Source organism: Streptomyces sp. NPDC050842 (assembly GCF_044456565.1).
In the GTDB taxonomy this organism is placed as follows: Bacteria; Actinomycetota; Actinomycetes; order Streptomycetales; family Streptomycetaceae; genus Streptomyces.
The window spans coordinates 502,338-529,011 of record NZ_JBITGA010000007.1; the positions used below are offsets into that span (position 1 = coordinate 502,338).

Below are 26,674 nucleotides of genomic sequence, written 5' to 3' on the forward strand. Positions count from 1 at the left end.
AGGTCGGGCCCGGGAGGTCGAGCCTATCGAGCCTATCCGGAGTGAGGAGCGCGGGCGCCCAGGCCTTCGGATCGAAGCGGATCACACGTGACATCTCGCACATTGATCGCTTTTCGGGCTGGATGAACCGTATTTCTTGAAAGTCCGTCTTGTTGTGTGCGTGCACCACCCCCGCGCGCCGTCCCGTCCTCTCTCCCGTCCTTCTGTGAAAGCGCGCCGACACCGATGCCCGTCCGTCTCACCCGCCGTCCCGCCGCCTCCTCCCGCCGCGGGGGCTCCCGCCGCAGGGTCGTCACGACGGCCGTGACGACCGTCCTGGTGGGCGGCACCTTCGCCGGTCTGCTGTCGGTGACGACGGCGCCGGACTCCTCGGCGGCGTCGGCCGCCCCGCCCGTACGCACGCCGGAGGAGGGGAAGGTCCGCCCGGTCGAGGCGCGGGCGAAGGAGCGCGCGGCCGAGGCGCCGGCCGCCGCCTCCGACGGCGCGTCCGTGGTGCAGATCGTGGCGCACCCCGACGACGACCTGTTCTTCATGAACCCGGACACCTCCCAGTCGATCCGCTCCGGCAACGCCCTGACCTCCGTCTACCTCACCTCCGGCGAGTCGGACGGCGTCAACGCCCGTCCGCGCGACGCCGCCGGGGCCGCGCCCGACAAGGCGGGGTACGCGGAGGCCCGGCAGAACGGCATCCGCGCCGCGTACGCCGAGATGGCCACGGGCAGCCGCATCAGCCCCTGGGACCGGGTCGCGATCCCCACGGCCGGCGGCGCGACCGCCGAGCTGGACACCCTGCGGGCGAAGCCGCACGTGAAGCTGGTCTGGCTGCAGATGCGCGAGGCCGGGGCGACCAACGGCGACCGCCCCGAGAGCCTGAACGGCCTGTGGCACGGCCGGATATCCGCGCTCGCCTCCCAGCTCGCCTCCGGCACCCCGGTCGCGGCGGACTTCACGTACACCAAGGACCAGGTCGTCGCGACGGTGACCGGGGTCCTGGAGCGTTTCCGGCCGACCTTCGTGCGGATGCAGGACCCGACCTCCGGCAAGGTCGCCGGCACGGACCGCTACCAGGACCATCAGGACCACCTGTACGGGGCGCGGTTCGTCCAGGCCGCGCTCGCCCGGTACGCGGAGATACCCGGGCACCCGCACGTCGGCGTGCAGAACTACCTCGGCTACCCGACCAGCGTCCTGCCGCACACCCTCGACCCCGAGACGGCGGACGCGAAGCTGAAGACCCTCAAGACGTACGCGTGGATGGACGGCGTCAACGACTGCGGGACCGTCTCGGGCTGCGGCGACCTGAAGGTGGCCGCGCGGCCCGCGGGCCGGGGCTGGGCGCAGACCATCCGGTACGCCCGGGGCACCTCCACCTCCTGGGTGCAGCGCGACCGGGACGGCGCGCTGCACGCCTTCTCCGTCCTCGACGGGCGCCTCGCGACCTGGCGGAAGGCGGCGGGCGAGACGGCGTGGCAGGGGCCCGTGCTGCTGCCCGGCGGCGGCCTGGACAGCGGGGTCACCTCCACCCTGCTGCCCGACGGCCGGCTGGCCGTCTTCGGCACCCGGACGACGCTCGGCACCGGCCCGGCGGACTACCGGCGCGAGGTGGTGACGACCGAGCAGACGACGGCGGGCGGCGCGGGTGGCTCCGGCGACGCGGGGGGCTCCAGCGACGCGGGCGGCTCCAGCGACGCGGGCGGCTCCGGCGACGCGGGGGGCTCCGGCGGCGTCTTCGGTCCGTGGCGTTCGCTCGGCACGCCCGAGCGGGACGACATCGGGGGCACCTCCGACATCAGCGCGCCCGCCGTGACCCTGGGCCTCGACGGCCGGGCGACCCTGGTCGTACGGGACAGCGGTCACCGGCTCGCGGCGCGCGAGCAGGGCGCGGACGGCCGGTGGGGTCCGTGGCGGACGCTCGGCGGCGCCGACGTGCACGGCGACCCGGTGGCGGCGACCGACGCGACGGGCCGCGGGTACGTCTTCGCGAGCACCCCGACCACCGTCCTGGCGTGGGCGGCGCAGCACCCCGGCGGGCCCCTGACGGGTCCGGTGCTGACGGGCCTGCCGCCGACGACGCTGGCGCTGAGCGCGAACGCGGCGCCGGGCGGCGAGGGCGTACGGCTCTGGTTCCGCAAGCCGGCCTCCAACGACCTGCGGACCGCGGACTTCTCGGGCGCGGGCCTGGCCTCCCCGATGCGGGAGCTGGCGGGCGGCGTCGCGGGCTTCGGCCCGGTGAGCGGTTCGGCCGGGGGCACGGTCGGCGGCTCGGTGGGGGGACCCGCGGGCTCGGCGGACGTGGGCGGCATGCTGGCGGTCCGCTCCCGTACCGGCGTCCTGGCGACGGCCCCGCTGGGCCGGGGCGGGACGCGGCCGACGTGGCGACTGGAGCGGTTCCTGTTCGCCGGGGCGCCCGACGCGGGGACGGACGGGGTCGCGGCGATCGGCCTGAACGGCCGGCTGCACTGGACGCCCGCGGACCGATGAGTTCGGGCGGGCGGACCGGTCTCCCCTGTGTGGCCCTTCCCGTGGGCCACGCGAAAGGACGGCCGGTCATGGATCCGCGTACTTCCCTCGACCCCCGCTACAGCGACCCGAAAGCGGCCCCGCGGCCCTGGTCCGACGCGGCCGCGCGGCTCGCGGCGGCCGAGGTCTTCTGGCTGACGACGGTCCGCCCGGAGGGCCGCCCGCACGTCACGCCGCTCATCGCGGTCTGGTCGGCGGGGGCCCTGCACTTCTGCACCGGGCAGGACGAGCGCAAGGCCCGCAATCTCGCGGGGAACGCGTCGGTGGTCCTCACCACCGGCTCCCCCGCCCTCGACGAGGGCCTCGACCTCGTCGTCGAGGGCGAGGCGGTCCGGGTGACGGACGAGGAGCGACTGCGGGAGCTCGCGGAGGCGTACGTGGCGAAGTACGGCCCGCACTGGCGGTTCGAGGTGCGGGACGGGGCGTTCTTGGGTGACGGTGGTACGGCCCTGGTGTTCGCGGTCGCGCCTCGTACGGTCTTCGGCTTCGCCAAGGGTGAGCCGTTCGGCCAGACCCGCTGGCGTTTCGGAGCAGAGGAGCAGACGTGAACTGGACCCTGGAGGTCGTCCCGGTCCCCGTGACCGACATCGACCGGGCCAAGGAGTTCTACGGCGACAAGTGCGGCTTCAAGATCGACCTGGACAGCGAGGTGGCGCCGGGCATGCGGATCGTCCAGGTGACGCCGCCGGGCTCGCGCTGTTCGATCGCGCTCCTGAGCGGCATGCCGGCGATGCCGGGCACGAAGGAGATGGCCCCCGGCACCCTGCACGGCCTCCAGCTCTGTGTCACGGACATCGAGACGGCACGGGTGGAGCTGGTCGGCCGGGGGGTCGACGTCTCGCCCGTGATGCACGTCGGCGAGACGGGCTGGGAGAACGGGAAAGGCGACACCTGGAACTCGTTCATGACCTTCGAGGACCCGGACGGCAACGGCTGGCTGGTCCAGGAGGCCCCGTCGGAGCTGTCGGAACGCTGAGGGCGGCGACGGCCTCCGCGGTCCAGTGCCCGGCCGCGCCGGGGCGGCCGGCGAGATAGGCGGCGATCTCGGCGGGCCGCCACGCCCCGGCGTCGTGCAGTCCGGCGGCGAGGTACCGGAGGTAGGCGGCGGAGGGCGGCCGCGGGGGCAGCGGCCGGGGGGCGGTGAAGGTGAGCACGGGCAGTCCGTCACGCTCACCCTCATCGCCCCCGTCATCGAGATAGCCGGCGCAGACGAGGGTCTCGTACCGCCCCGGCCCGAGCGCGCGACGCCCGGTGGCGAGCACCTCCGTGAGGTCGAGGTCGCGACCCGGCGGCCGGTACATCTCCTGTGCGGCGATGTCGGAGAACTGACCGAGGGTCAGCAGGTGGGCGACGGCCCAGGCGGTGCCGTCGGCGGCGGGGTCGTAGAAGGCCCGGCCGCCGCCCCACACGGGCGACTCGGTCGCGAAGTACACGCGCCCGGGCAGCAGGAGGGCCACCGCGGCCGCGGGCGCGCGCGGATCCCGGCACCCGGGGAAGGCCCGCGCGGACCCGGGCGGCCGGCCGCCGGCGAGGTAGTACCCGAGGCGCTCGGCATGCGTGTTGGAGCCGTAGGCGGCGTACCAGACACGGGAAGGGGCGTCCGACATACCGTCAGACGCTAGCGCGGACGGCGCCTAGAACCCCAGGTAGAAGTGGCGCAGCTTGTCGTCCTCGGCCACGCAGGGCATCCCGGCGGCCTCCATCACCCGATGGGAGGCGGGGTTGTCGAGGTCGGCGTCCCCCTTCACGCCTTCGGCGCCGGCCTGCCGGGCGATCTCCAGGAGCGCCCGCAGGGCCTCGGAGGCGTACCCCTTCCCCCGCGCCCCGGGCACGAGCCCGTACCCGACGGTGGCGACCCCGAGCTCGTCCGGCGGCCCGTGGAACCCGATCCCGCCGACGGAGACCCCGCTCTCCAGGAGCCGTATCACGTAGGGCCGGAACACCCCCGGATCCCCCCGCTCGACGACCCCCCGCAGAAATCCGGTGCTGGAGCGGACGTCCCCGTCCCCGGGATACCCGTCCCCCCACAGGTCCTGCTCCGCAGGCTCACGAGCGACGATCCGCTCGGCCTCCCCCACGCTCAACGGGTGCAACATAAGCCGCTCGGTGGCGACAGAAGTGATCTTCACCGGTGCAGTCTGATCCGCCCCCACCCGCCGGGCAACGCATTTCCTGCGCCCCTGACAGCCGGCGGGCCGATGGCTGAGCGCCACCGGCCCGGACCGTCGGCGCCTTACAGCACCGGGAGGTTCTTGCGGAGTTCGAAGGCGGTGACCTCCGAGCGGTACTCCTCCCACTCCTGCTTCTTGTTGCGCAGGAAGAAGTCGAAGACGTGCTCGCCGAGCGTCTCCGCGACCAGTTCGCTCTTCTCCATCAGGGCGATCGCCTCGCCCAGGTTCTGCGGGAGCGGCTCGATGCCCATCGCGCGGCGTTCCGCGTCGGAGAGGGCCCAGACGTCGTCGTCGGCGCCTGCCGGGAGTTCGTAGCCCTCTTCGATGCCCTTGAGGCCGGCCGCGAGGAGGACCGCGTACGTCAGGTAGGGGTTGGCGCCCGAGTCGATGGAGCGGACCTCGACGCGGGACGAACCCGTCTTGCCCGGCTTGTACATGGGGACGCGGATGAGGGCCGAGCGGTTGTTGTGGCCCCAGCAGATGTACGAGGGGGCCTCGCCGCCCGAGCCGGCCGTGCGGGAGGAGCCGCCCCAGATGCGCTTGTACGAGTTGACCCACTGGTTGGTGACGGCGGAGATCTCGCCCGCGTGCTTCAGGAGGCCCGCGATGAAGGAGCGGCCCACCTTGGAGAGCTGGTACTCGGCGCCCGACTCGTAGAAGGCGTTCCGGTCGCCCTCGAAGAGGGACAGGTGCGTGTGCATGCCCGAGCCCGGGTAGTCGGAGAACGGCTTCGGCATGAAGGTGGCCTGGACGCCCTGCTCCAGCGCGACCTGCTTCATCACCAGGCGGAACGTCATGATGTTGTCCGCCGTGGAGAGGGCGTCCGCGTAGCGGAGGTCGATCTCCTGCTGGCCCGGCGCGCCCTCGTGGTGGGAGAACTCCACCGAGATGCCCATCGATTCGAGCATCGTGATCGCCTGGCGGCGGAAGTCCATGCCCACGTTCTGCGGGGTGTGGTCGAAGTAGCCCGAGTTGTCGGCCGGGGTGGGCCGCGTGCCGTCGAGCGGCTTGTCCTTCAGGAGGAAGAACTCGATCTCGGGGTGCGTGTAGAAGGTGAACCCGAGGTCGGAGGTCTTGGCCAGGGCCCGCTTCAGGACGTACCGCGGGTCCGCGAAGGACGGCGAGCCGTCCGGCATCAGGATGTCGCAGAACATCCGGGCCGTGCCCGGGGCCTCGGCGCGCCACGGCAGGATCTGGAAGGTCCCCGGATCCGGCTTGGCGATCATGTCCGATTCGTATACGCGGGCAAAGCCCTCGATCGCCGAGCCGTCGAACCCGATGCCCTCGTCGAAGGCCTGCTCAAGCTCGGCGGGCGCCACGGCCACCGACTTGAGGAAGCCCAGCACGTCGGTGAACCACAGGCGTACGAAGCGGATGTCGCGCTCCTCGAGCGTACGGAGCACGAATTCCTGCTGCTTGTCCATTTCCACACCCATCCTTGCTGGTCAGGCCGCCTGCTCCCACCGCCTCCGGTACATCGGGGGGCACCTGAGCATCCCACCACATGGTTTCGCGCACGTTGCGTACCCATAGTGCCTGCTCGGGTGTGACGCAGGTAACGGGAGGGAGGCGGACGGCGGTCGTCCGGTCGTGTCGTGGCCGTTCACCGGCACCGAGTGGTACCCCATTCGGCCCACAGAGGGTCCGCGCCCACTACGATCTGCGCCCATGGGGGCCACGCGGCTCGTACGCCTGTTCCGACACGCGCGTCCCATGGCACTGGTGAGTGCCGTGGCGACGCTCCTCGCCGCGCTCTTCGTCTGCCTCGGTCCCGGGCCCGGCGCCGATCCGCATCACGCGGCGGCGCCCGACACGTACGGCGCGCGAGCCTCGACGGTCGTGGCCGAGTACATCTGTCCGTACGACCGCGGCGGCTGCTCCCTCGTCCCCTCCCTCTCGCCCGCGGTGCTCAGCGCGCCCCCGCTCGACCCCCCGCTCCACGCGGAGGGCCGGCTGCCGCGCCTCGACCCGCCCGCCGGTGACGGCCCGGCCCGCCGCCCCGGCGTCCGGCCGCGCGCGCCGGACCTGCACGTCCTTCAGGTTCTCCGGACATAGGGGCACCCCCTGCCCCTTGTGTCCCGCTCCGAACTCCACCCCCCTCTCTCCAGAAGGACGACATCACCATGGCCGCCAACCGCTCCTCCAACGCCGACCGCCGCGCCCGAATAGAGGAGATGCGCCGCGCCGAGCAGGCCCGCGAGCGCCGCAACCGCTTCCTCACCATCGGCGTCTCCGGAGTCGTCGTCCTCGGCCTCGTCGGCTTCGGCACCTTCGTGCTGATGAAGAAGTCCGACGAGCAGGACGCGAAGGAGGCCGCCGCCAAGGCCCCCATCAAGGCGGAGCAGACGTGGGACGCGAAGAAGCTCGGCCGCAACCACGTCGAGACCGCCGTGAAGTACGACATGAAGCCGCCGGTCGGCGGTGACCACCACCCGGTCTGGATGAACTGCGACGGCGTGGTCTACGACAAGGCCGTCAGCGAGGTGAACGCCGTGCACTCGCTGGAGCACGGCGCCGTCTGGGTGACGTACAACAAGAAGGCCGACAAGGCCGACGTGGCGAAGCTGTCCGAGAAGGTCGGCAAGACCAAGTACACGCTGATGAGCCCCGTGGACGACCAGGCCGGGGCGATCATGCTGTCCGCGTGGGGCAAGCAGGTGACCGTGGACAGTGCCACCGACCCGCGGATCGACGCCTTCTTCACGAAGTACGTGCAGGGTCCGCAGACCCCCGAGCCGGGCGCTGCCTGCACCGGCGGGGTCGGTCAGTGACCGAGGTGAGCGGGGAGGCCGAGGAGGAGTTCGTGCCGTCCGTGCGGCGCGGGCCCGGGCGGACGCAGTGGGCGGCGATCACCGCCGTCGCGCTCGCGCTGCTCTTCGCCGGGGGCGCCGTCACGGTCGCCTCCGCCGAGCGCGACGAGGCGCCGCGCACCCCGGCCACGGACTCCGCGGACGCCGGCTTCGCCCGGGACATGTCCGTCCACCACCAGCAGGCCGTCGAGATGTCGTTCGTCGTCCGGGACCGCACCGGGGACGAGTCGGTGCGCCGTCTCGCGTACGACATCGCCAACACCCAGGCCAACCAGCGGGGCATGATGCTCGGCTGGCTGGACATGTGGGGGCTGCCCAAGCTCCAGTCCGGGGTCGAGCCGATGACCTGGATGGGCATGGGTACGGGCGGTGGTGCGGACGGCGCGCTGATGCCCGGCATGGCGACCAACGCGCAGATGGACGCCTTGCGCAAGGCCAGTGGCCGGGAGGCCGAGGTCCTGTACCTGAAGCTCATGACCGAGCACCACAAGGGCGGGGTCCACATGGCGCAGGGCTGCGTGCAGAAGTGCGCCCCGGGCGTCGAGCGCGATCTCGCCCAGGGCATGGTCGACGCCCAGCAGTCCGAGATCCTGCTGATGGCGGACATGCTCAGGAAGCGCGGGGCCTGATCCCGCGGAGCGCGCGGGCTGATCCCGCCGAGCCGTGCGGGCTGATCCCGCCGAGCCGTGCGGGCTGATCCCGCACGGCCGTCCGGCCCCCGTGACCTGCTGCGGTCGCGGGGGCCGTGCCGTGCGCCGACAATGAGTGGGCTCGGGGACGTTCGTGTGACGACGTTCGACGAAAGGTACGCAGCTCATGACCACGGCGAAGGACATCATGCATCCCGGGGCCCAGTGGATCCCGGCACACGAGACGCTCGACCGCGCCGCGCAGATGATGCGCAACCTGAACGTGGGCGCGCTGCCCATCGCCGACGAGAACGAGCGGCTCTGCGGCATCATCACGGACCGCGACATCGTGATCGGCTGTGTGGCCATGGGCCACGATCCGGCCAAGATCACCTGCGGCGACATGGCGAAGGGCACGCCCCGCTGGGTCGAGGCCGGCGCCGACGTGGGCGCGGTCCTGGAGGAGATGCAGAGCCACCAGATCCGTCGGCTCCCCGTCATCGAGGGCAAGCGGCTCGTCGGCATGATCAGCGAGGCCGATCTGGCCCAGCATCTGTCGGACGAGCAGATCAAGGCGTTCTGCACGAGCGTCTACGCCGCGACCTGACCTGGGTGCAGCACCGCTCGGGCCACCGCGTCCGGGCGGTCCACCATGACCAGATGGCCCGACGGCACGACCGCCTCGTAGGAGGCGTCGAGCCGTCGGGCCAGCGCGCGTTGGCGGCGCTCCCAGCGGGCGGATCCTTCGGGGGCGGCGAGGACGGTGACGGGGAGGCCGGGCGGGAGGGGGAAGCGGTCCCGGAGGTCGAGGAGTCCGGCGGCGACGGCGCCGTAGTGGGCGTTCTCCAGGAGGATGCCCCGCAGGACGCGTGAGGTGCGGTAGACGCGGCGGATCAGTGCGTCGGGCGCCGGGTCCCTTCGTACGGCCGCGCGGCGGACCGCCGGGCCGAGTGCGGCCGGTGCCCCGGCGGCGGAGAGCGCCCTGCCGAGAGCCTGGGACACCGCGGTCGTACGGGAGGGGCGGGGGTGCTCCTCCACCGAGGAGTCGACGAGGACGAGTGCGGCGGTACGGGTGGGGTGGAGGCGCGCGAAGGCCTCCGCGTGGAAGCCGGCGAGGGAGTGGCCGACGACGGTGACGCGGTCCTGGTGGCCGTCGAGCGCGCCGAGCCGCCCGTCGCGTGCGCCCGGCGCGCCCAGTGCGTCCAGGATCGACGCGATCCGGTTCGCCTCGCCCGCCGCCGTCGGCGGGGCCGCCGCGGGGGCGGAGAGGCCGTGGCCGGGGCGGTCGAAGCGGACGACCGTGCGGTACGGGGCGAGCAGCGGCACGACCGGGTCCCAGTCGAACCAGCTCAGGCCGAGACCGGCGCTCAGGACGACGACGGGCCCCGAGCCCTCGACGACCACGTGGTGGGCCACTCCCCCGATCCGTACGAAGGTCATCGCGCCCGCCTCCTCGCGAGGGAGCCGGCGAGGACCGCGAGCCACACGGCCACCAGGAGGACCTGGAGCCGCTGGCCGACGCCGAGCGACCACGTGCCCCTGCCGGCCTCGAAGGCGGCGACGGCCGCCAGGGTCCAGACGGTGGCGGCGAGCTCCAGGACGACGAGGGCGGGGCCGGTACGGGCGAGGGGGCCCCAGTGGCCGTACCGGCGGGCGGCCACGGTCAGGGCGACCATCGCCGCGACGGCGCCGGTCATGGCGAGGCTCGAACTGACGGCGTGGGCCGTGTGGGTGGCGGGCACGAGGCCGGCGGTCTCGCGCGCCGCGCACTCCGGGTCGGCGGTGGGGGCGCAGCTGAGCGGGAGCTGCGAGTCGGCGGCCGTGGCGGCTCCGAAGACGGCGAGGGCGATCCATCCGCCGAGCGTCCAGGGGCCGTGTCTCCGGGTGACCGCGAGCCCGGTCAGCGCGCCCGCGAGGACGAGGAGGCCGGCCACCAGGTCGGTGGCGCGGAAGAGGCCGCCGAAGGGCTGGTCGGCGGCGGCGAGTTCGGAGACGTACGTCCGGACCGGGTCGAGCCCGGTCCGGACGAGGACTTCGAGGAGCCAGGCGGTGTACGCGAGCGCGCCGAGGCCCAGCAGGACCGCCGCCGCTCTCGTCGCCCTTCCGGGCACCTTTCCGGGCACGGTGGTTCGAACGTCAGGACGTACCGGAAGGTTCCCCGTGGTCGGCCCCTTGGTCGGCCCTGTGATCGGGGTGGACCCAGCTGGGCTTGCGGTACTTGAGGAGCGCGGCCGGGATGGCGATGCCGAGGACGAACAGACCGCCGCCGACGATGAGCAGGTAGCGCCAGAGCGGCTGGTCGCCGAACTGGTCCGGCGGGACGAAGCCGATGACGAGCGCGGCCACCGAGGCGACGAAGCCGATGCCGGCGACCCACTGGACGGCGGGGACGCGGAAGCCGCGTTCGACCTCCGGCCGGCTCCTGCGGAGCTTGACGACGGCCACGAACATCAGCAGGTACGCGATCAGGTAGATCTGCACGGTGATGACGGAGAACATCCAGTAGGCGCTGGAGACGTTGTCGCTGAAGGCGTACAGGACGCCGATCAGGGTGGTGACGACGCCCTGCGCGATCATGATGTTCTGCGGGACGCCGTTCCCGTTGAACTTCTGGAGCGCGGGCGGCAGGTAGCCCTCCTGCCGGGAGAGCAGGACGAGGCCCTTCGCGGGTCCGGCGAGCCAGGTGAGCATGCCGCCGAGGGCGGCGCAGACCAGCATGATGCCGACGACCTTGGTCATCCAGCCGATGGAGAAGTGGTCGAAGAAGGCCTGGAAGGCCTGCATGAGACCGGCGGTGAGGCTGAGCTGCGCGGAGGGCATGACCCAGGCGATGGCGAGGGCCGGAAGGATGAAGATCAGCAGGACGAGGCCGGTCGCCAGGAACATCGACTTCGGGTACTCGCGCTTGGGGTCGCGCAGCGAGGAGACGTGCACGCCGTTCATCTCCATGCCCGCGTAGGACAGGAAGTTGTTGACGATGAGGACCAGGCTCGCGAGGCCGGTCCACGGCGGGAGCCAGTGGTCTGCGGTCATGGGCTGCGCGGAGGGATTGCCCTGGCCGAGGAACACCATGCCGAGGACGACGAGCAGCACGCCGGGGATGAGGGTGCCGATGATCAGGCCGAAGGAGGAGAGGCCGGCGATCGTCTTCGTACCGCGCGAGGAGATCCAGACGCCGCTCCAGTAGATGACGATGATGACGATCGCGACGTAGACGCCGTTCTCGGCGAGGGACGGGTCGATGACGTACGCGAAGGTCGAGGCGACGTACGCGAGCAGGCTCGGGTAGTACGCGATGGTCATGGCGAACTGGCACCAGACCGCGAGGAAGCCCAGCGGCTTGCCGAGGGCCTCGCTGACCCAGCGGTAGATGCCGCCCGACCAGCCGGAGGCGAGCTCGGCGCCGACGAGGGCGGTGGGGAGCAGGAAGACGATGGCCGGGAGCAGATAGAGGAAGATCGCGGCGAGGCCGTAGATGGCCATCGACGGCGAGGGCCGCAGGCTCGCGACGGACGCGGTGGTCATGAAGGCGAGCGTCAGCCACGAGATGAACTGCCGCTTCGTGCCGTCGTCCTGGACCGTCACGGTGTCGCCGGCGGCGGGCCGCGCCGACTCCGCCGGGTCGTCAGTGGTCGTCATGGGCCCATGATCAGCGGGGCGGGGGCGGGCCGCATGTCGAGCGAGGGGCGAACGGATACCGGGCGCGGGGCGGGCGGATACCGAGGCGCGGGGCGAACGGATACCGGGCGCGGGGCGAACGGATACCGGGCGGGGGGCGGGTGGATACCGAGGTGCGGGGCGAACGGATACCTGGCGCGGGGCGGGCGGGTAGCGGGCGCGGGGCGGGCGGATACCGGGTGCGGGGCGGGTGGATAGCGAGCGCGGGGCGGGCGGATAGCGGGCGCGGGGCGGGTGGATACCGAGGCGCGGGGCGTTTTCCGGGACATCGCGTCGGTGTGACGATTACACTGGCCGGGTGCCTCAACTACGCCTCGCCCTGAATCAGATCGACTCGACCGTCGGAGACATCGCCGGGAACGCCGAGGCGATCGTCCACTGGACCCGGCACGCCGCCGGACAGGGCGCGCATCTCGTCGCGTTCCCCGAGATGGCGCTGACCGGCTACCCCGTCGAGGACCTGGCCCTGCGGCCCTCCTTCGTCGAGGCCTCCCGGGAGGCCCTGCGCGGGCTCGCCCGGCGGCTCGCGGACGAGGGCTTCGGCGAGCTGCCGGTCGTCGTCGGCTACCTCGACCGCTCCGAGCGGGCCGAGCCGAAGCTCGGCAGGCCCGCCGGCTCGCCGGAGAACGCCGCGGCCGTGCTGTACCGCGGCAAGGTGGCGCTGCGCTTCGCCAAGCACCACCTGCCCAACTACGGCGTCTTCGACGAGTACCGCTACTTCGTCCAGGGCGACACGCTGCCGGTCGTCCGCGTCCACGGCGTCGACGTGGCCCTGGCGATCTGCGAGGACCTCTGGCAGGAGGGCGGCCGCGTCCCGGCGGCGCGCGCCGCGCGGGCCGGGCTGCTCCTGTCGGTCAACGCCTCGCCGTACGAGCGGAACAAGAACGACACGCGGCTCGAACTGGTCCGCAGGCGGGCCCGCGAGGCCGGCTGCGTCACGGCGTACCTGGCGTCGACGGGCGGTCAGGACGAGCTGGTCTTCGACGGCGACTCGATCGTCGTGGACGCGGCGGGCGAAGTGATCGCGCGCGCCCCGCAGTTCGTCGAGGGCAGTGTGATCGTCGACCTGGAGCTGCCGGCGGCCGACCCCGAGGCCCCTGAGGGTGTCGTCGGCGACGTCGACGCGTTGCGGATCGACCGGGTCGTGCTCTCCGAGAAGCCGCTGCCCGCGTACGAGCCGGAGCTCGCGGGCGGGTACGCGCACCGGCTCGACGCCGACGAGGAGGTCTACTCGGCCCTGGTCGTGGGGCTGCGCGCGTACGTCGCGAAGAACGGTTTCCGCTCGGTCCTGATCGGTCTCTCCGGCGGCATCGACTCGGCGCTCGTCGCGGCGATCGCCTGCGACGCGGTCGGCGCGGGGAACGTGTACGGCGTGTCGATGCCGTCCAGGTACTCCTCCGACCACTCGCGCGGCGACGCCGCCGAGCTGGCCCGCCGCACCGGCCTGAACTACCGCACGGTGTCGATCGAGCCGATGTTCGACGCGTACATGGCGTCGCTGGGTCTCACCGGTCTCGCCGAGGAGAACCTCCAGTCCCGGCTGCGCGGCACGACGCTGATGGCGATCTCCAACCAGGAGGGTCACATCGTCCTCGCGCCGGGCAACAAGTCCGAGCTGGCGGTGGGCTACTCGACGCTGTACGGCGACTCCGTCGGCGCGTTCGGGCCCGTCAAGGACGTCTACAAGTCGACCGTCTTCCGGCTCGCGCGCTGGCGCAACCGGGCCGCCGAGGAGCGCGGCATGACCCCGCCGATCCCGGAGAGCTCGATCACCAAGCCGCCCAGCGCCGAGCTGCGCCCCGGCCAGGTGGACACGGACTCGCTGCCGGACTACGACGTCCTCGACGGGATCCTCGCGCTGTACGTGGACGCGGACCGCGGCAAGGACGAGATCGTGGCGGCCGGTTTCGACGAGGAGGTCGTCGCGCGCACGCTGCGGATGGTGGACGCGGCGGAGTACAAGCGGCGCCAGTACCCGCCGGGCACGAAGATCTCGGCGAAGGGCTTCGGCAAGGACCGGCGGCTGCCGATCACGAACCGCTGGCGGGAGACGACGCCGTCCCGCTGACCGCCCTGTCGGTGTCGAGGGGGCTTCCCGCCACGACGCGGGAGGCCCCCTCCGCCGTACCGGGGGCGCGGTCGAGGAGCCCCGCGACCGCCGCGATCGCCAGGCCGACGACGGTGAGGCCCGCGCCGACGAGCGCCGGGGAGGTCCAGCCCCAGCCGGCGGCGACGGCGGCCCCGCCCGCCCAGGCGCCGCCCGCGTTGGCGAGGTTGAAGGCGGAGTGGTTGGAGGCGGAGGCGAGCGTCGGGGCGTCCTTGGCCTTCCGCATGACCAGCATCTGGAGCGGGGTGGTGGTCATGAAGCCGACCGCGCCGAGCACGACGACCGTGACGAGGGCCAGCCACGGCACGTGGACGGTGAAGCGGAACGCGACCAGGGCGAGGACGAGGGCCGCGAGCGAGCCGTACAGGGTCGGGCGGAGCGCCCGGTCGGTCAGCGGGCCCGCGGCGAGCGCCCCGCCGGTCATGCCGAGGCCGAAGAGGGCGAGGACGATGGTGACGGTGGAGTCGCCGAAGCCCATCACCTCGGTGGTCATCGAGGCGAGGTACGAGTAGACCGCGAAGACGCCCGCGAAGCCGAAGACCGCGGTGAGCAGGCCGAGCAGCACCTGCGGGCGGCCGAGGGCGCGCATCTCGCGGCCGAGGCCCTGCCGCTCGTCCAGGGGGACGTACGGGATCAGGCGGGCGAGCGCCGCCATGGCGAGCAGGCCGATGACGGTGACGACGAGGAAGGTGGCCCGCCAGCCGAGGTGCTGGCCGAGGAGGGTCGCGGCCGGTACGCCGAGGATGTTGGCGACGGTGAGGCCGAGGAACATCGTGGCGACCGCCCGCGCCTGCCGGTCCTCGGGCACGAGGCGGGCGGCGACGACCGCGCCGACGCCGAAGAAGGCCCCGTGCGGGAGCCCGGCGAGGATCCGTCCCGCGACGAGCCAGCCGAAGCCGGGGGCGAGCGCGGAGGCGAGGTTGCCGACGACGAACAGGGCCATCAGCAGCAGCAGCATCCGCCTGCGCGGGATCCGGGAGCCGAGGGCCGTGAGCAGCGGGGCGCCGACGACCACGCCGATCGCGTACGCGGAGACGAGGTGCCCGGCGGTGGGGACGGAGGTGCCGAGGTCGTCGGCGACGTTGGGCAGGAGGCCCATCATCACGAACTCGGTGGTGCCGATGCCGAAGGCGGAGACGGCGAGCGCGAGCAGCGCCAGGGGCATGGGGAGAGCCTTTCCAGAATGTCCCGAAGATAGTTCTTCGTCGGAACAAAGACTCTCAGGTGGATTCTTCCCCGCGGCTTCCGGGGGATGAAGGGAAGGTTTCGACCGGGATCCCGGATCTCAGAGTTTCACGCGGGCGGCGATCGGGAGGTGGTCGCTGTCCGTCTCCGGCAGCGCCCAGGACGACATCGGTTCCACGCCCCTCACCATGATCTGGTCGATGCGGGCCATCGGGAACGAGGCCGGCCAGCTGAAGCCGAAGCCGTCGCCCGCGGCGCCCTGGGTGGAGCGCAGCTGCGAGGTGACGGCGTTGAGCGAGCGGTCGTTCATGGTGCCGTTGAGGTCGCCGAGGAGGACGATCCGCTCGTGCTTGTCGCGGGCGATGGCCTCGCCGAGCGCGTTGGCGCTGTTGTCGCGCTGATTGGCGGTGAAGCCGGCGTTCAGCTTGACCCGGACGGACGGCAGGTGGGCGACGTACACCGCGACCTCGCCCTGGGGGGTCACCACGTCGGCGCGCATGGCGCGGGTCCAGCCCATCCGGATGTCGACGGGCTGCGCGGCGCGCAGGGGGAGCTTGCTCCAGAGGCCGACCGTGCCCTGGACGGAGTGGTACGGGTACGCCTCCGCGAGGCCCCGCTCGTACGTCGGGACCATGTCGCCCTTGAGCTCCTCCAGGGCGAGCACGTCGGCGCCGGACGCGGCGAGCTTGCGGGCGGTGCCCTCGGGGTCCGGGTTGTCGGCGTTCACGTTGTGGGTGGCGACGGTCAGGTCGCCGCCGGGGGTCGACTTGTCGGCGACGAGGCCGCCGAAGAGATTCAGCCACACCACGGCCGGCAGCAGCAGGGCGATCAGGGCGGTGGCGGAGCGGCGCACCAGGGCGAGGACGAGGAGCAGGGGCACGAAGAGACCCAGCCACGGCAGGAACGTCTCGGTCAGGCTGCCGAGGTTGCCGATCGTGTTGGGGATCTCGGCGTGGAACACCATCAGGAGGGTCAGCGCCACCGCCGTGGCGGCGATCAGGATGCCCCGGCGCCAGATGCCGCGGTCGCGCCGGAGGCCGTCGAGGGCGGTCCGGAACCGGGATCCGGAACCGGGACGCCCGGTCCCGTCGCCGCCGTGTTCGGTCTCCGTCATGTCCACCCGCGCCATCGCACTGTCCTCACTGCTGCCTTGCCGTCTTGCGTGACCCGGTGCCGACACTAGGCGATCCCGGGTCCGTCGTACTCCCCCAGGGACGAGACTGGTGCGTGGCGGGTTCCTGCAGGTGGCACGGGTGGCGCCCCTGTGACAGAACGCGCACATTCGTACGGGCAGGGTGCGCGTGGGGTGAGGATCGGGTGAGGGTCCGGCCGGACGCGGGGCGGGGGTCCGGTCAGGTGCGGGGGCGGAGGCCTTCGAGGACGGTGTCGACGATCCGCTCGGCGAGGCCGGGCTCCAGGGTGCCGCCGGGGCGGATGACGGTACGGAGGAGCAGGGGGCCCGTGAAGAGGTCGTTGACGAGCTCGACGTCGAGGTCGTCGCGGATCTCACCCCGCTCCATCCCCCGCCGCACCGCGTCCAGGCCGAGGCGGCGGCGCGGTTCGATCACGGTGTGGTGGTACGTGTTCCACAGCTTCGGATAGAGCTGCATCTGCGAGAACACGTTGTGGAGGAGGGCGGAGGTCCGCTTGGCGAGGCCCCGCTGCCGGATCGACTCCAGGAGCGTGACGAGGTCGTCCCGGGCCGAGGTGCCGGGCAGCACCGGGTCCGGGAGCTCCACGGAGCGGAGCAGGTCGACGAAGAGCTCCTCCTTGCCCGGCCAGCGCCGGTAGATGGTGGCCTTGCCGACGCCGGCGGTGCGGGCGAGCTTCTCGATGGACAGCTCGGCGAGCGGGGTGCCGCCCTCCAGGAGCGCGATGGCCGCGTCGAAGATCGCCTGCTCGGCGGCCTCGCTCCGCGGCCGGCCGCGCCGGGCGGGCCCTGCCTCGGGGCCCGGGCCTCCGCAGCCCACGGGGCGCGGCCCGTCGTCGTGGGGTTCCGGGGTCCCGCCGTCCTGCAGCGACACGTGCGCTCCGCCTCTCCTCCGGTGACCGTCCGTCGGCCTGTCAGCCTGTCGGCCTGTCGGCCTGTCGCCTCGTCGACCTCCGGGCCTGTCGGCCTGTCGGTCTATCGACGGGCCGATTCTCCCGCCTCGGCGCCGGGCGCGGGTACGGAGGCCCGCCGGGCGCCGCCGTCCGGAGCCGCACGGTCCGGAGCCGCACGGCCCGGCGCGGCACTGTCGGACGCGACGCTGCCGGGCGCCGCACGGTCCGGCGCGGCACTGTCGGGCGCGACGCCCGGCGCGGCGCCGGCCGGCGCGGCGCCCTGTGGCGTACGGCCCGGGAGGAAGGCGGCCACCACGGCCGCGCCGAGGAGGGCGATGACCGCCGAGGCGATCGCCGTGACGTGCATGGCGTCGAGGAAGGCGTCGTACGCGGGGGCCACGAGGTTCCGGCCGGCCGGGCCGAGCTTCTCCGCGACCGCGAGCGTCGCCTCGATGGACTCGCCCGCCGTGTCGCGCAGGGCCGCCGGGACGCCGCCGAGGTGTCCCTCGATCTCCCCGCGGTACGTGGAGGAGAGCACCGAGCCGAGGACGGCCACGCCCATGGCGCCGCCGACCTGCCGGAAGGTGTTGTTGACGGCCGAGCCCGAGCCCGCCTTCTCGCGGGGCAGCGCCTGCATGATCGCGACCGTGACCGGCGGCATGATGTGCGCCATGCCGGCGCCCTGGAGGAAGAAGACGACCTCCAGCGCCCAGATCGGCGTCGAGGCGTCGAAGAGGGCGAAGGCGGCGAGGCCCGCGGCGACGAGCAGCATGCCGACGGCGCACACGGCCTTCGCGCCGAAGCGGTCCACGACGAGCCGCGCCCGGGGCGCGAACACCATCTGGGCGACGGCGAGCGGCAGAATGAGCAGCCCGGACTGCAGCGCGCTGTAGCCGCGCACGCTCTGCAGGTAGAAGGCGGAGAAGAAGGTCACGCCCATGAGGGCGAAGAAGACGAGCGCGATCGCGGCGACGGCCGCCGAGAACGCGGGCTTCCTGAAGTACGCCATGTCGATGGCCGGGTGGTCGCTGCGCCGCTCGTGCAGGACGAAGAGGGCGAGGACCCCGAGGCCGCCGAGGACCGGGGCGAGGACGGTGAGGTCGGTGAAGCTCGCCAGCTCGCCGCCGCGGATGATCCCGTACACGAGGAGGACGAGTCCGAGGACGGAGAGCAGCACGCCGGGTATGTCGATCCGGCCCGGCTTCGGGTCCCGGGAGTCGGGGACCAGCCACATCATGAGCGCGAGGGCGAGGAGCACGACGGGCACATTGACGAGGAAGATCGATCCCCACCAGAAGTGTTCGAGCAGGATGCCGCCGGTGATCGGTCCGATCGCGATGGCGAGGCCGACGCTGCCTGCCCAGATGCCGATGGCCTTGGGCTGCTCGTCCCGCTCGAAGACGTTCATGAGGACGGCGAGGGTCGCGGGCATGACGAACGCGGCGCCGAGGCCCATGACGGCCCGGTAGGCGATGAGCTCGCCCGGGGAGCCGGAGAAGGCGGCGAGGGCGGAGCCGATACCGAAGACGGTGATGCCGAAGAGCAGCACCTTCTTGCGGCCGAGGCGGTCGCCGAGCAGGCCGGAGGTGAAGAGGAGGCCGGCGAAGACGAGCGTGTAGGAGTTGATCGACCACTCCAGCTCGCTCTGGGTGGCGCCGATGCCGGTGGGCGCGGGGGCGGCGATCGTCTTGACCGCGACGTTCAGGATCGAGTTGTCGAGGACGACGATCAGCAGGCTGAGCATCAGGACGCCGAGGACGGCCCAGCGGCGCCGGTGGACGGCCTCGGGGACTCGGGGCGGGGCGAGGGCTGGGGAGGGACCGGGAGCAGGGGACGGCTGCGACATGCCGACCACCCTAGACCCATTTCGATACGAGACCGTCTCGTATCGAAAAACCTGGCAGAGGCTTTACGTTGCGCCGACACGTTGCACGCGTGTGAAGAGCGCCACTCCGGCCCACTTCCCCGCCCGCCCGGCGAAGTGCCACCATGGATGTGGTCCGGGGACGCCGTCAGGGCGCCTCGAGATGACGAAGGAGCCGTTTCCCATGACGCTTCAGGCTGCCCAGAAATCGCCCGCCGACAGCAGCAAGGCGCTGTACGGCGGCAAGGGCACGCGCCGCATCACCGTCCACGACATCGCCGCCGCCAAGGCCCGCGGCGAGAAGTGGCCCATGCTCACCGCCTACGACGCGATGACCGCCTCCGTCTTCGACGAGGCCGGCATCCCCGTGATCCTCGTCGGCGACTCGATGGGCAACTGTCACCTCGGCTACGAGACCACCGTGCCGGTCACGATGGACGAGATGACGTTCCTCTCCGCCGCCGTCGTCCGGGGCACGAAGCGCGCCCTCGTCGTCGGCGACCTCCCCTTCGGCTCGTACCAGGAAGGGCCCGTCCAGGCCCTGCGCAACGCCACCCGGCTGATCAAGGACGCGGGCGTCCACGCGGTCAAGCTGGAGGGCGGCGAGCGTTCCCTGGCCCAGACCGAGCTGCTCGTCCAGGCCGGCATCCCCGTCATGTCCCACCTCGGCCTCACGCCGCAGTCCGTCAACACCATGGGCTACCGGGTGCAGGGCCGTACCGACGAGGCCGCCCACCGGCTGCTCAGCGACGCCAAGGCGGCACAGGACGCGGGCGCCTTCGCGGTCGTCCTCGAACTCGTACCGGCCGAGCTGGCCGCCGAGGTCACCCGCTCGCTGCACATCCCGACCATCGGCATCGGCGCGGGCGCCGGCACCGACGCGCAGGTCCTCGTCTGGACCGACATGGCCGGCTTGACCGGCGGCAAGGTCCCGCGCTTCACCAAGCAGTACGCCAACCTCCGCGAGACGCTCGGCGACGCCGCGCGCGCCTTCGCGGAGGACGTCTCCGGCGGGGAGTTCCCCGCCGAGGAGCACACCTTCCACTAGATCCGAGGCGTGTCCGGATCCGAGACACGTCCCCCCGGAGCCACTGCGGCACCTCCGACAGCCCGCCGACATCCCCCATCGGCGGGCTGTCGGTCGTCTGTCGGGGGATTGTCGGTGGCGGCTGATGTAGTACCGCCATGACGCGATCACACACCAACGCCGTCGAGGTCCGGGGCCTCGTGAAGCACTTCGGCGCGACGAAGGCCCTCGACGGGGTCGACCTGGACGTCCGGGAGGGCACCGTCCTCGGGGTCCTCGGGCCGAACGGCGCCGGGAAGACCACCCTCGTCCGCTGCCTGTCCACCCTCCTCGTCCCGGACGCCGGGACCGCCACCGTCGCCGGCTACGACGTGGTGAAGCACCCCCGCCAGCTGCGCCGCACCATAGGCCTCACCGGCCAGTACGCCTCGGTCGACGAGAAGCTCTCCGGCTGGGAGAACCTCTACATGATCGGGCGGCTGCTCGACCTGTCCCGGCAGGACGCCCGCCGCCGGGCCGACGAGATGCTGGAGCGCTTCTCCCTCACCGACGCCGCCAAGCGCGCCGCGATGACCTACTCCGGCGGTATGCGCCGCCGGCTCGACCTCGCGGCCTCGATGATCGGGCAGCCGTCCGTCCTCTACCTGGACGAGCCGACGACCGGCCTCGACCCGCGCACCCGCAACGAGGTCTGGGACGAGGTCCACCGGATGGTCTCCGAGGGCGTCACCGTCCTGCTGACCACGCAGTACATGGAAGAGGCCGAGCAGCTCGCGAGCGAGCTGACCGTCGTCGACAAGGGCAAGGTCATCGCCAAGGGCGGGGTCGACGAGCTCAAGGCGAAGGTCGGCGGCCGGACCCTGAAGATCCGCCCGGTCGACCCGGACCAGCTGTCCGCCATGGCCGCCGCGCTCCGCGAGACCGGTCTCGACGGCGTCGCCGGCTCGACCGTCGTGCCCGACGAGGGCGCGCTGTACGTGCCGATCCTCACCGACCAGCAGCTGACCGCCGTCGTGGCGCTGCTCGGCGCGCGCGGCTTCGGCATCGCCCACATCGGGACCCATCTGCCCAGCCTGGACGAGGTGTTCCTCGCGATCACCGGCCAGAAGACCGACGTGTCCGACGCGATCAGCGAGGAGGTCGCCGCATGAGCACGACCACGACCACGACCACCGTCACCAAGTCCCCCGTCGACGGGCCGAAGACGGCTCCGGCGCGCCCCGCGCCGTCCGCCGAGGGCCGGATCGGACTGCGGGCCAATCTCCGCCACATCGGCGCGCTGGCCCGCCGCAACGCCCTCCAGATCAAGCAGGACCCGGAGTCGATGTTCGACGCCGTCCTGATGCCGATCATCTTCATCCTGCTGTTCGTGTACGTCTTCGGCGGCGCCATCTCGGGCAAGGGCAACAACGACGTCTACGTCAACTACGTGACGCCCGGCCTGATGGCGATGATGGGCATGAACATCGCCATGGCCGTCGGCGTGGGCATCAACGACGACTTCAAGAAGGGGGTCATGGACCGGTTCCGGACGATGCCGATCGCCCGGTCCTCCGTCCTGATCGCGAAGATCGTCGTCGAGGTCGGCCGGATGCTGATCGCCACCGCGATCCTGCTCGGCATGGGCTTCCTGCTCGGCATGGAGATCCAGACCTCGGTCCTCCACCTCTTCGCCGCCATCGGCCTCTCGATGGTCTTCGGCGCCTCGCTGATGTGGATCTTCATCCTGCTCGGGCTCACCCTCAAGACGGCCCAGGCCGTCCAGGGCATGGCCATGATCGTCCTGATGCCGCTCCAGTTCGGCTCCTCGATCTTCGCCCCGACGACGTCGATGCCGGGCTGGCTGGAGACCTTCACCGACTACAACCCGCTGTCGAACCTCGCCGACGCCGCCCGGAACCTGATCAACGGTGGTCCGGTCGCCCACTCTGTTTGGATGGTCCTCGGCTGGGCGCTGCTGATCACGGTCGTCACGGCGCCGCTCGCGGTCACCAAGTTCCGCAAGAAGACCTGAGCGGATCCCCGGGTCACGGGGGTACCGGGGTTCAGGACTCGGCGCGCTCACTGATCGCGTCGGCGGCGCGGCCGAGCAGGGCGGCGGTCTCTTCCAAGGAGAGACCGCCGCCTTCGGCGTGTGCCGCGGCGAACTCCTCCTCGCCGAGGACGGAGCGGGTCAGCTCCGTGGCCGTGGCCAGGTTCTCCTGCTCCAGCGGCGGCGGCAGGTGGCCGGGCGGGAGGAGGCTCTCGCCGGCCCCGAGGAGCGTGGCCGCGATACGCGTGCCGGGACCGCCGAGGCCGGCGAGCGCCCAGGCCGCGACGACGACGTGGACCGCCGGCATCTGCGGGGCGACCATCATCGACAGGGCGCCGAGGGAGCGCTCGTACGCCTGCGCGGCGAGGGCGAACGCGGGGTGGTACCGCCCCTCCAGGTTGTCCAGCCAGGCCAGGCTGCCGAGGGTGAAGCCCTCGAAGATGGAGAGGGTCTCGGAGCCGAACTCCGCTCGCAGCGCGTGCAGGTGCTCGCGGGCCTCTCCGGTGCGACCGCTGCGGCCGAGCGCCATGGCGAGGAAGATACGGGCGCCGAGCAGGGGTTCGTGGCCCCAGCCGTGGTGCCCCTCCACGATCTCGCGCAGGATCGCTTCCCCCTCGTCGAGCCGCCCGGTCTCGACGAGCGTCCCGGCGTAACGGGCCCGCAGCAGCGCCATCTGCGACTGGGCGCCGATCCGTTCCGCGTAGTCGATGGCGGCGGCGAAGTCCTCGGCCGCCGCAGCGAACTCGAGCCGCCGCTCGTGGGCCTCCGCGCGGGAGGAGAGCGCCTCGGCCGCACCCCAGGCGTCACCGAGCCGGGCGAAGATCTCCAGGCTCTCGTCGGCGTCGACGGCCGCCTGGCCGGCCAGGTCCGCCCGGTTGGCGGACATGTTGGCGCGCATCTGGAGGGCGTTGGCGAGCTCCCAGTCGTAGCCGTGCCGGCGACAGGCCGCCACCGTCGCGTCGAGGAGTTCGCGGAGCCGGCCGGCCTCTCCCATGATGAGGACCGCGAAGACGGCGAAGGAGCCGGGCAGCCGGCAGGTCTGAGGCAGCCCGGGCTCGTAGACGGCGGTCATCTCGCGGAGCCGGTGCACGCCCTCGGAGCTGGTCCAACGCCCGCTCTCGTGGTCCATGTTGAGGAGCTCCACCAGCCGCACCCCGCGCCGGGCCTCCCAGCGCTGCTCCTCGGAGAGCGGCGGAGGCGTGGCCGTGCACGGCTCGTGGAGGGGGACGACGGGGGCGGCGGGCGGTGTGAACGGGTCGGGTCCGAGGTCGGCGGCGGCCCGGGCCCAGTGCAGGGCGTCGGTGCGCAGGTCGCGCATCTGCCAGTACCAGAGCAGGGAGTGGACGAGGACGAGCGCCTCGTCCTCGTCGCGGGCGGCGACGGCCCGGCGCAGGGCGGTGCGGAGGTTGCCGTACTCGGTCCCGAACCGGGTGATGGCGGCGACCTGTCCGGAGCCGCGGAGCTCGGGATCGGTACGGCGGGCCAGCTCGCGGTAGTACGCCAGATGCCGCCGCTCGGTCGCCGACCGCTCCCCCGCCTCGTCCAGCCGCTCCCCCGCGTACTCCGCCACCGTCTCAAGCAACCGGAACCGCATCCCCGCACCCTCGGGACCCGGCCCCGCGACGACGAGCGACTTGTCGACAAGAGCACCCAGAACGTCCAAGACGTCCGCCCCCGCGCCCTCGTCGGCACAGACCGTCTCCGCCGCCACCAGATCACACCCGCCCGTGAACACCGCGAGCCGCCGCAACACCGCCCGCTCCGCCCCGTCCAGCAACTCCCACGACCAGTCCACCACCGCCCGCAACGTCTGCTGACGCGGCAACACCGTCCGCGCCCCCGACGTCAACAACCGGAAACGATCATCAAGACGGTCCGCGATCTGCCGCACCGACAACATCCGCAACCGCGCCGCCGCCAACTCGATCGCCAACGGCAACCCGTCCAGACGACGACACACCTCCCCCGCCGCCCCCACGTCGTCCGCCACCCGGAAACCCGGCCGCGCCGCCGCACCCCGCTCACCCAGGAGCCGCAACGCCATGTCCACCGGCAACGGCCCCAACGGACTCAGCACCTCCCCCGGCACCCCCAACGGCTCCCGGCTCGTCGCCAGGACCCGCAGTCCGGGGCAGCGGGCGAGAAGGGCCTCGGCGAGTTCGGCGGCGGCCGCGACGAGGTGCTCGCAGTTGTCGAGGAGCAGCAGCATCCGCCGCCCCGCGCAGTGCTCGACGAGCCGGTCGAGCGGGTCGGCCCCGCCGCGCAGCTCCTCGGCTCCCGCGCCGCGCAGCACGGTCTCCCGGGCGCCGACGGCCGCGAGTACGGCCTCGGGGACGGCCTCCGGGTCGGTGACGGCGGCGAGCTCGGCCACCCACACGCCGTCCGGCCAGGCCTCGGCCCCGCGCTCGGCCGCCTCCTGCGAGAGCCGGGTCTTCCCGGCGCCGCCGGGCCCGAGGAGGGTGACGAGCCGGGCCGTCCGCAGGGACTCCTGGAGGGCGGTGATGTCCTCGTCCCGCCCGACGAAGCTGGTGAGCCGGGCGCGGAGGTTCCCTGGCACGGGCGGCTTCGGCTGCTTCGGCGCCTCCGACTTCGCGGGCGGCGCGGGCGGCGCCGGGGCGAGCAGCTCCGCGTGGAGGGCGCGCAGGGCCGGGGAGGGGTCGGTGCCGAGGCGGTTGGCGAGGGCGCGGCGGACCGACTCGTACGCGGCGAGCGCCTCGGCCGCGCGGCCGGTGTCCCGCAGGGCCCGGATACGGAGGGCCTGGAGGGGCTCGTCGAGCGGGTGGGCGGCGCTGAGGGCGGTCAGTTCGGGGAGGGCGGCATCCGCCTCGCCCAGGGCCAGGGCGGCGCCGAGCCGGGCGCGGCGGGCGTCGAGGCGACGGGCCTCCCAGCGGCCGGCCTCGGCGTCCCGGTCCGGCAGGTCGGCGAGGGCGGGCCCGCGCCAGAGGCCGAGCGCCTCGTCGAGGAGCGCGGCGGCCCGCACGGCGTCCCCGCCGGACAGGGCGGCCGAGCCCTCGACGGCGAGCCGGTCGAAGCGGTGGGCGTCGACGTCCTCCGGCCGGGCGTCGAGCCGGTACCCGCCGTCGGCCGAGATCACCGCGGCACGGCCGAGGGCCCGGCGCAGCCGCCCGACGAGCGCCTGGAGCGCGGCGACCGCGTCGGCGGGCGGCTCGTCGCCGTACCAGACCTCGTCGACGAGGTCGGGCACGGGCACGGTGCGGCCGGCCCGCAGGGCGAGGACGGTCAGCAGCGCGCGCACCCGCGGGCCGCCGACGGTCACGTCGGCGCCGTCGGGCGTATGGGCGAGGGTCGGGCCGAGCAGGGAGTAACGCACGCCCCCATTCTCCGCGAGAAGCCCCCCGCCCCCGGAACCAGGGCGCGCGAACGGCGGGGCACGCGCCACGGGAACGGGCCGGGGGTCCGGGACCCGAACCCGTTCCCGTACCGGCACCCCCTCCCGTACCGGCACCCGTTCCCGTACCCGCACCGGAACCCGCGCGCCGGAACCCGGCCGGGACCCGGTACGTTTCCCGCACACCAGCCCTCCGGCCCACGGGAGTCTCCGCGATGAGCACGGCCACCACTCGGCGTCACGAACGGCGGATCAGTCCCGTCTTCCTGGCGATCCTCGCCGTCATGGCCGTCACCGGCTGGGCGGTGTGGACGGACTTCGCCGCCTCGCCCGGCCTGGCGGTGTTCCTCTTCGTGACCTCGGCGTGGGTGGTGTCGCTCTGCCTCCACGAGTACGCGCACGCCCGCACCGCCCTGCACGGCGGGGACATCACGGTCGGGGCCAAGGGCTATCTGACCCTGAACCCGCTCGCGTACACGCACGCGTGGTTGAGCATCATCCTGCCGGTGCTGTTCGTGATCATGGGCGGGATCGGTCTCCCGGGCGGGGCCGTCTTCATCGAGCACGGCCGCATCAAGGGGCGCTGGAAGCACAGCCTGATCTCGGCGGCGGGCCCGCTGGCGAACGTCCTGTTCGCGCTGGTCTGCACGGCGCCGTTCTGGCTGGACGCGCTGGACGGCGTGCCCGTGGCCTTCCGGTACGCGCTGGCGTTCCTGGCGTTCCTCCAGGTGACGGCGGCGCTCCTGAACTTCCTGCCGGTGCCGGGCCTCGACGGCTACGGGGTCGTGGAGCCCTGGCTCTCGTACAAGCTGAAGCGGCAGATCGAGCCGTACGCGCCGTACGGCTTCTTCATCGTGATCGCGCTGCTGTTCGTGCCGGCGGTCAACGGCGCCTTCTTCGACGCGATCGACGCGCTGATGCGGTCGCTCGGGGTGCCGGAACTCTCCCGCTACTGCGGCTCGCAGCTGTTCCGGTTCTGGCAGGAGACGCCGGAGTTCTGCCAGGTCTAGCTCTGCGCGGCTGCGGCTGCGGCTGCCTGCTTCTCGACCTTCGCGCGGCGGATGTAGTACCACGCCATGTTCGAGGAGAGGCCCGCGAGGAGGACCCAGATCACGCCCAGGAAGCTGCCCTGGACGAAGGAGACGACGGCCGCGGCGACGGCCAGGGCGCAGACCACGAGGGCGTAGAGGGCGAGGCGGGGCATGGGGGACGGCTCCTGTCCGGGTACGGCTGCTGGTGCCCGTCCAGTGTCCCCCATG

24 protein-coding genes are annotated in these 26,674 nt (G+C 72.7%); 12 read left to right on the forward strand and 12 right to left on the reverse strand.

Translation table 11 applies throughout. The features are described from left to right. The first annotated feature begins 225 nt into the window (after positions 1 to 225). The 3 genes from ACIBG6_RS25945 to ACIBG6_RS25955 all read left to right on the forward strand — a co-directional run bounded on the left by ACIBG6_RS25945 (position 226) and on the right by ACIBG6_RS25955 (position 3,496). On the forward strand, positions 226 to 2,481 hold the full coding sequence (locus tag ACIBG6_RS25945) for a PIG-L family deacetylase (protein ID WP_399224965.1): 2,256 nt from the start codon (positions 226 to 228) through the stop codon (positions 2,479 to 2,481). A gap of 68 nt (positions 2,482 to 2,549) precedes the next feature. Further along, a complete protein-coding gene (locus ACIBG6_RS25950) occupies positions 2,550 to 3,068 on the forward strand; it encodes a pyridoxamine 5'-phosphate oxidase family protein (RefSeq protein WP_399224966.1) in 519 nt (172 codons plus the stop codon). After that, the gene (locus ACIBG6_RS25955) at positions 3,065 to 3,496 is read left to right on the forward strand and encodes a VOC family protein (protein ID WP_399224967.1); all 432 of its coding nucleotides are present in this window, start codon (positions 3,065 to 3,067) and stop codon (positions 3,494 to 3,496) included. Before ACIBG6_RS25950 ends, ACIBG6_RS25955 begins: the two co-directional genes overlap by 4 nt. On the opposite strand, the gene ACIBG6_RS25960 is transcribed toward ACIBG6_RS25955, so the two are convergent. From ACIBG6_RS25960 to ACIBG6_RS25970, 3 genes are all read right to left on the reverse strand, one after another. Further along, on the reverse strand, positions 3,423 to 4,127 hold the full coding sequence (locus ACIBG6_RS25960) for a histone deacetylase (protein WP_399224968.1): 705 nt from the start codon (positions 4,125 to 4,127) through the stop codon (positions 3,423 to 3,425). The genes ACIBG6_RS25955 and ACIBG6_RS25960 overlap by 74 nt on opposite strands. A gap of 27 nt (positions 4,128 to 4,154) precedes the next feature. Beyond that, positions 4,155 to 4,649 (reverse strand): GNAT family N-acetyltransferase, encoded by a 495-nt coding sequence (locus ACIBG6_RS25965; protein ID WP_399224969.1) that lies wholly within the window; start codon positions 4,647 to 4,649, stop codon positions 4,155 to 4,157. 104 nt (positions 4,650 to 4,753) lie between these two features. Beyond that, the gene (locus tag ACIBG6_RS25970) at positions 4,754 to 6,115 is read right to left on the reverse strand and encodes a glutamine synthetase family protein (protein ID WP_015033133.1); all 1,362 of its coding nucleotides are present in this window, start codon (positions 6,113 to 6,115) and stop codon (positions 4,754 to 4,756) included. Positions 6,116 to 6,404: 289 nt separating this feature from the next. On the opposite strand from ACIBG6_RS25970, the gene ACIBG6_RS25975 reads away from it, so the two are divergent. From ACIBG6_RS25975 to ACIBG6_RS25990, 4 genes are all read left to right on the forward strand, one after another. Next, positions 6,405 to 6,746: a hypothetical protein gene (locus tag ACIBG6_RS25975; RefSeq protein WP_399224970.1), complete on the forward strand. Its 342-nt coding sequence runs from the start codon at positions 6,405 to 6,407 to the stop codon at positions 6,744 to 6,746. Between the two features lie 68 nt (positions 6,747 to 6,814). After that, positions 6,815 to 7,462, forward strand: coding sequence for a DUF3105 domain-containing protein (locus ACIBG6_RS25980; RefSeq protein WP_399224972.1), 648 nt, complete (start codon positions 6,815 to 6,817; stop codon positions 7,460 to 7,462). A 41-nt stretch (positions 7,463 to 7,503) separates the two neighbouring features. Further along, positions 7,504 to 8,130, forward strand: a complete 627-nt coding sequence (locus tag ACIBG6_RS25985; RefSeq protein WP_399225039.1) for a DUF305 domain-containing protein — start codon at positions 7,504 to 7,506, stop codon at positions 8,128 to 8,130. A 187-nt stretch (positions 8,131 to 8,317) separates the two neighbouring features. Further along, a complete protein-coding gene (locus ACIBG6_RS25990; protein ID WP_399224973.1) occupies positions 8,318 to 8,737 on the forward strand; it encodes a CBS domain-containing protein in 420 nt (139 codons plus the stop codon). Here the strand turns inward: ACIBG6_RS25990 and ACIBG6_RS25995 are convergent. The 3 genes from ACIBG6_RS25995 to ACIBG6_RS26005 are packed head-to-tail and all read right to left on the reverse strand — an operon-like array spanning position 8,722 to position 11,769. Then, positions 8,722 to 9,570 carry an alpha/beta fold hydrolase gene (locus ACIBG6_RS25995; RefSeq protein ID WP_399224975.1) on the reverse strand — a complete coding sequence of 283 codons (849 nt, stop codon included), beginning with the start codon at positions 9,568 to 9,570 and terminating at the stop codon, positions 8,722 to 8,724. The genes ACIBG6_RS25990 and ACIBG6_RS25995 overlap by 16 nt on opposite strands. Continuing rightward, positions 9,567 to 10,241: a DUF998 domain-containing protein gene (locus ACIBG6_RS26000; protein ID WP_399224976.1), complete on the reverse strand. Its 675-nt coding sequence runs from the start codon at positions 10,239 to 10,241 to the stop codon at positions 9,567 to 9,569. The genes ACIBG6_RS25995 and ACIBG6_RS26000 overlap by 4 nt, the downstream gene beginning before the upstream one ends. A 25-nt stretch (positions 10,242 to 10,266) precedes the next feature. Beyond that, on the reverse strand, positions 10,267 to 11,769 hold the full coding sequence (locus ACIBG6_RS26005) for an APC family permease (protein WP_399224977.1): 1,503 nt from the start codon (positions 11,767 to 11,769) through the stop codon (positions 10,267 to 10,269). A 337-nt stretch (positions 11,770 to 12,106) separates the two neighbouring features. Here ACIBG6_RS26005 and ACIBG6_RS26010 point away from each other — a divergent pair, with 337 nt between their 5' ends. Next, the gene (locus tag ACIBG6_RS26010; RefSeq protein ID WP_399224978.1) at positions 12,107 to 13,876 is read left to right on the forward strand and encodes an NAD+ synthase; all 1,770 of its coding nucleotides are present in this window, start codon (positions 12,107 to 12,109) and stop codon (positions 13,874 to 13,876) included. On the opposite strand, the gene ACIBG6_RS26015 is transcribed toward ACIBG6_RS26010, so the two are convergent. The 4 genes from ACIBG6_RS26015 to ACIBG6_RS26030 all read right to left on the reverse strand — a co-directional run bounded on the left by ACIBG6_RS26015 (position 13,839) and on the right by ACIBG6_RS26030 (position 18,989). After that, positions 13,839 to 15,080 carry an MFS transporter gene (locus tag ACIBG6_RS26015; protein WP_399224979.1) on the reverse strand — a complete coding sequence of 414 codons (1,242 nt, stop codon included), beginning with the start codon at positions 15,078 to 15,080 and terminating at the stop codon, positions 13,839 to 13,841. The genes ACIBG6_RS26010 and ACIBG6_RS26015 overlap by 38 nt on opposite strands. 120 nt (positions 15,081 to 15,200) lie before the next feature. Then, complete coding sequence (locus ACIBG6_RS26020) at positions 15,201 to 16,229, reverse strand: endonuclease/exonuclease/phosphatase family protein (protein WP_399224980.1); 1,029 nt, start codon at positions 16,227 to 16,229, stop codon at positions 15,201 to 15,203. Between the two features lie 223 nt (positions 16,230 to 16,452). Beyond that, positions 16,453 to 17,124, reverse strand: coding sequence for a TetR/AcrR family transcriptional regulator (locus tag ACIBG6_RS26025; protein WP_399224981.1), 672 nt, complete (start codon positions 17,122 to 17,124; stop codon positions 16,453 to 16,455). Between the two features lie 101 nt (positions 17,125 to 17,225). Further along, positions 17,226 to 18,989: an MFS transporter gene (locus ACIBG6_RS26030; RefSeq protein WP_399224983.1), complete on the reverse strand. Its 1,764-nt coding sequence runs from the start codon at positions 18,987 to 18,989 to the stop codon at positions 17,226 to 17,228. A gap of 202 nt (positions 18,990 to 19,191) precedes the next feature. Between ACIBG6_RS26030 and panB the strand changes: the two genes are divergently transcribed. The 3 genes from panB to ACIBG6_RS26045 all read left to right on the forward strand — a co-directional run bounded on the left by panB (position 19,192) and on the right by ACIBG6_RS26045 (position 22,048). Next, positions 19,192 to 20,055, forward strand: a complete 864-nt coding sequence (panB, locus tag ACIBG6_RS26035; RefSeq protein ID WP_399224984.1) for a 3-methyl-2-oxobutanoate hydroxymethyltransferase — start codon at positions 19,192 to 19,194, stop codon at positions 20,053 to 20,055. Positions 20,056 to 20,192: 137 nt separating this feature from the next. After that, positions 20,193 to 21,185 (forward strand): ATP-binding cassette domain-containing protein, encoded by a 993-nt coding sequence (locus ACIBG6_RS26040; RefSeq protein WP_399224985.1) that lies wholly within the window; start codon positions 20,193 to 20,195, stop codon positions 21,183 to 21,185. Further along, a complete protein-coding gene (locus ACIBG6_RS26045; protein ID WP_399224986.1) occupies positions 21,182 to 22,048 on the forward strand; it encodes an ABC transporter permease in 867 nt (288 codons plus the stop codon). The genes ACIBG6_RS26040 and ACIBG6_RS26045 overlap by 4 nt, the downstream gene beginning before the upstream one ends. A gap of 31 nt (positions 22,049 to 22,079) precedes the next feature. Here ACIBG6_RS26045 and ACIBG6_RS26050 read toward each other — a convergent pair whose 3' ends face one another. Beyond that, a complete protein-coding gene (locus ACIBG6_RS26050; RefSeq protein WP_399224987.1) occupies positions 22,080 to 25,397 on the reverse strand; it encodes a BTAD domain-containing putative transcriptional regulator in 3,318 nt (1,105 codons plus the stop codon). Between the two features lie 233 nt (positions 25,398 to 25,630). Here ACIBG6_RS26050 and ACIBG6_RS26055 point away from each other — a divergent pair, with 233 nt between their 5' ends. Then, positions 25,631 to 26,425, forward strand: coding sequence for a site-2 protease family protein (locus ACIBG6_RS26055; RefSeq protein ID WP_384151644.1), 795 nt, complete (start codon positions 25,631 to 25,633; stop codon positions 26,423 to 26,425). Here the strand turns inward: ACIBG6_RS26055 and ACIBG6_RS26060 are convergent. After that, positions 26,422 to 26,673, reverse strand: coding sequence for a hypothetical protein (locus tag ACIBG6_RS26060; protein ID WP_399224988.1), 252 nt, complete (start codon positions 26,671 to 26,673; stop codon positions 26,422 to 26,424). The two genes, ACIBG6_RS26055 and ACIBG6_RS26060, sit on opposite strands and share 4 nt — an antisense overlap. Position 26,674: the final 1 nt, after the last annotated feature.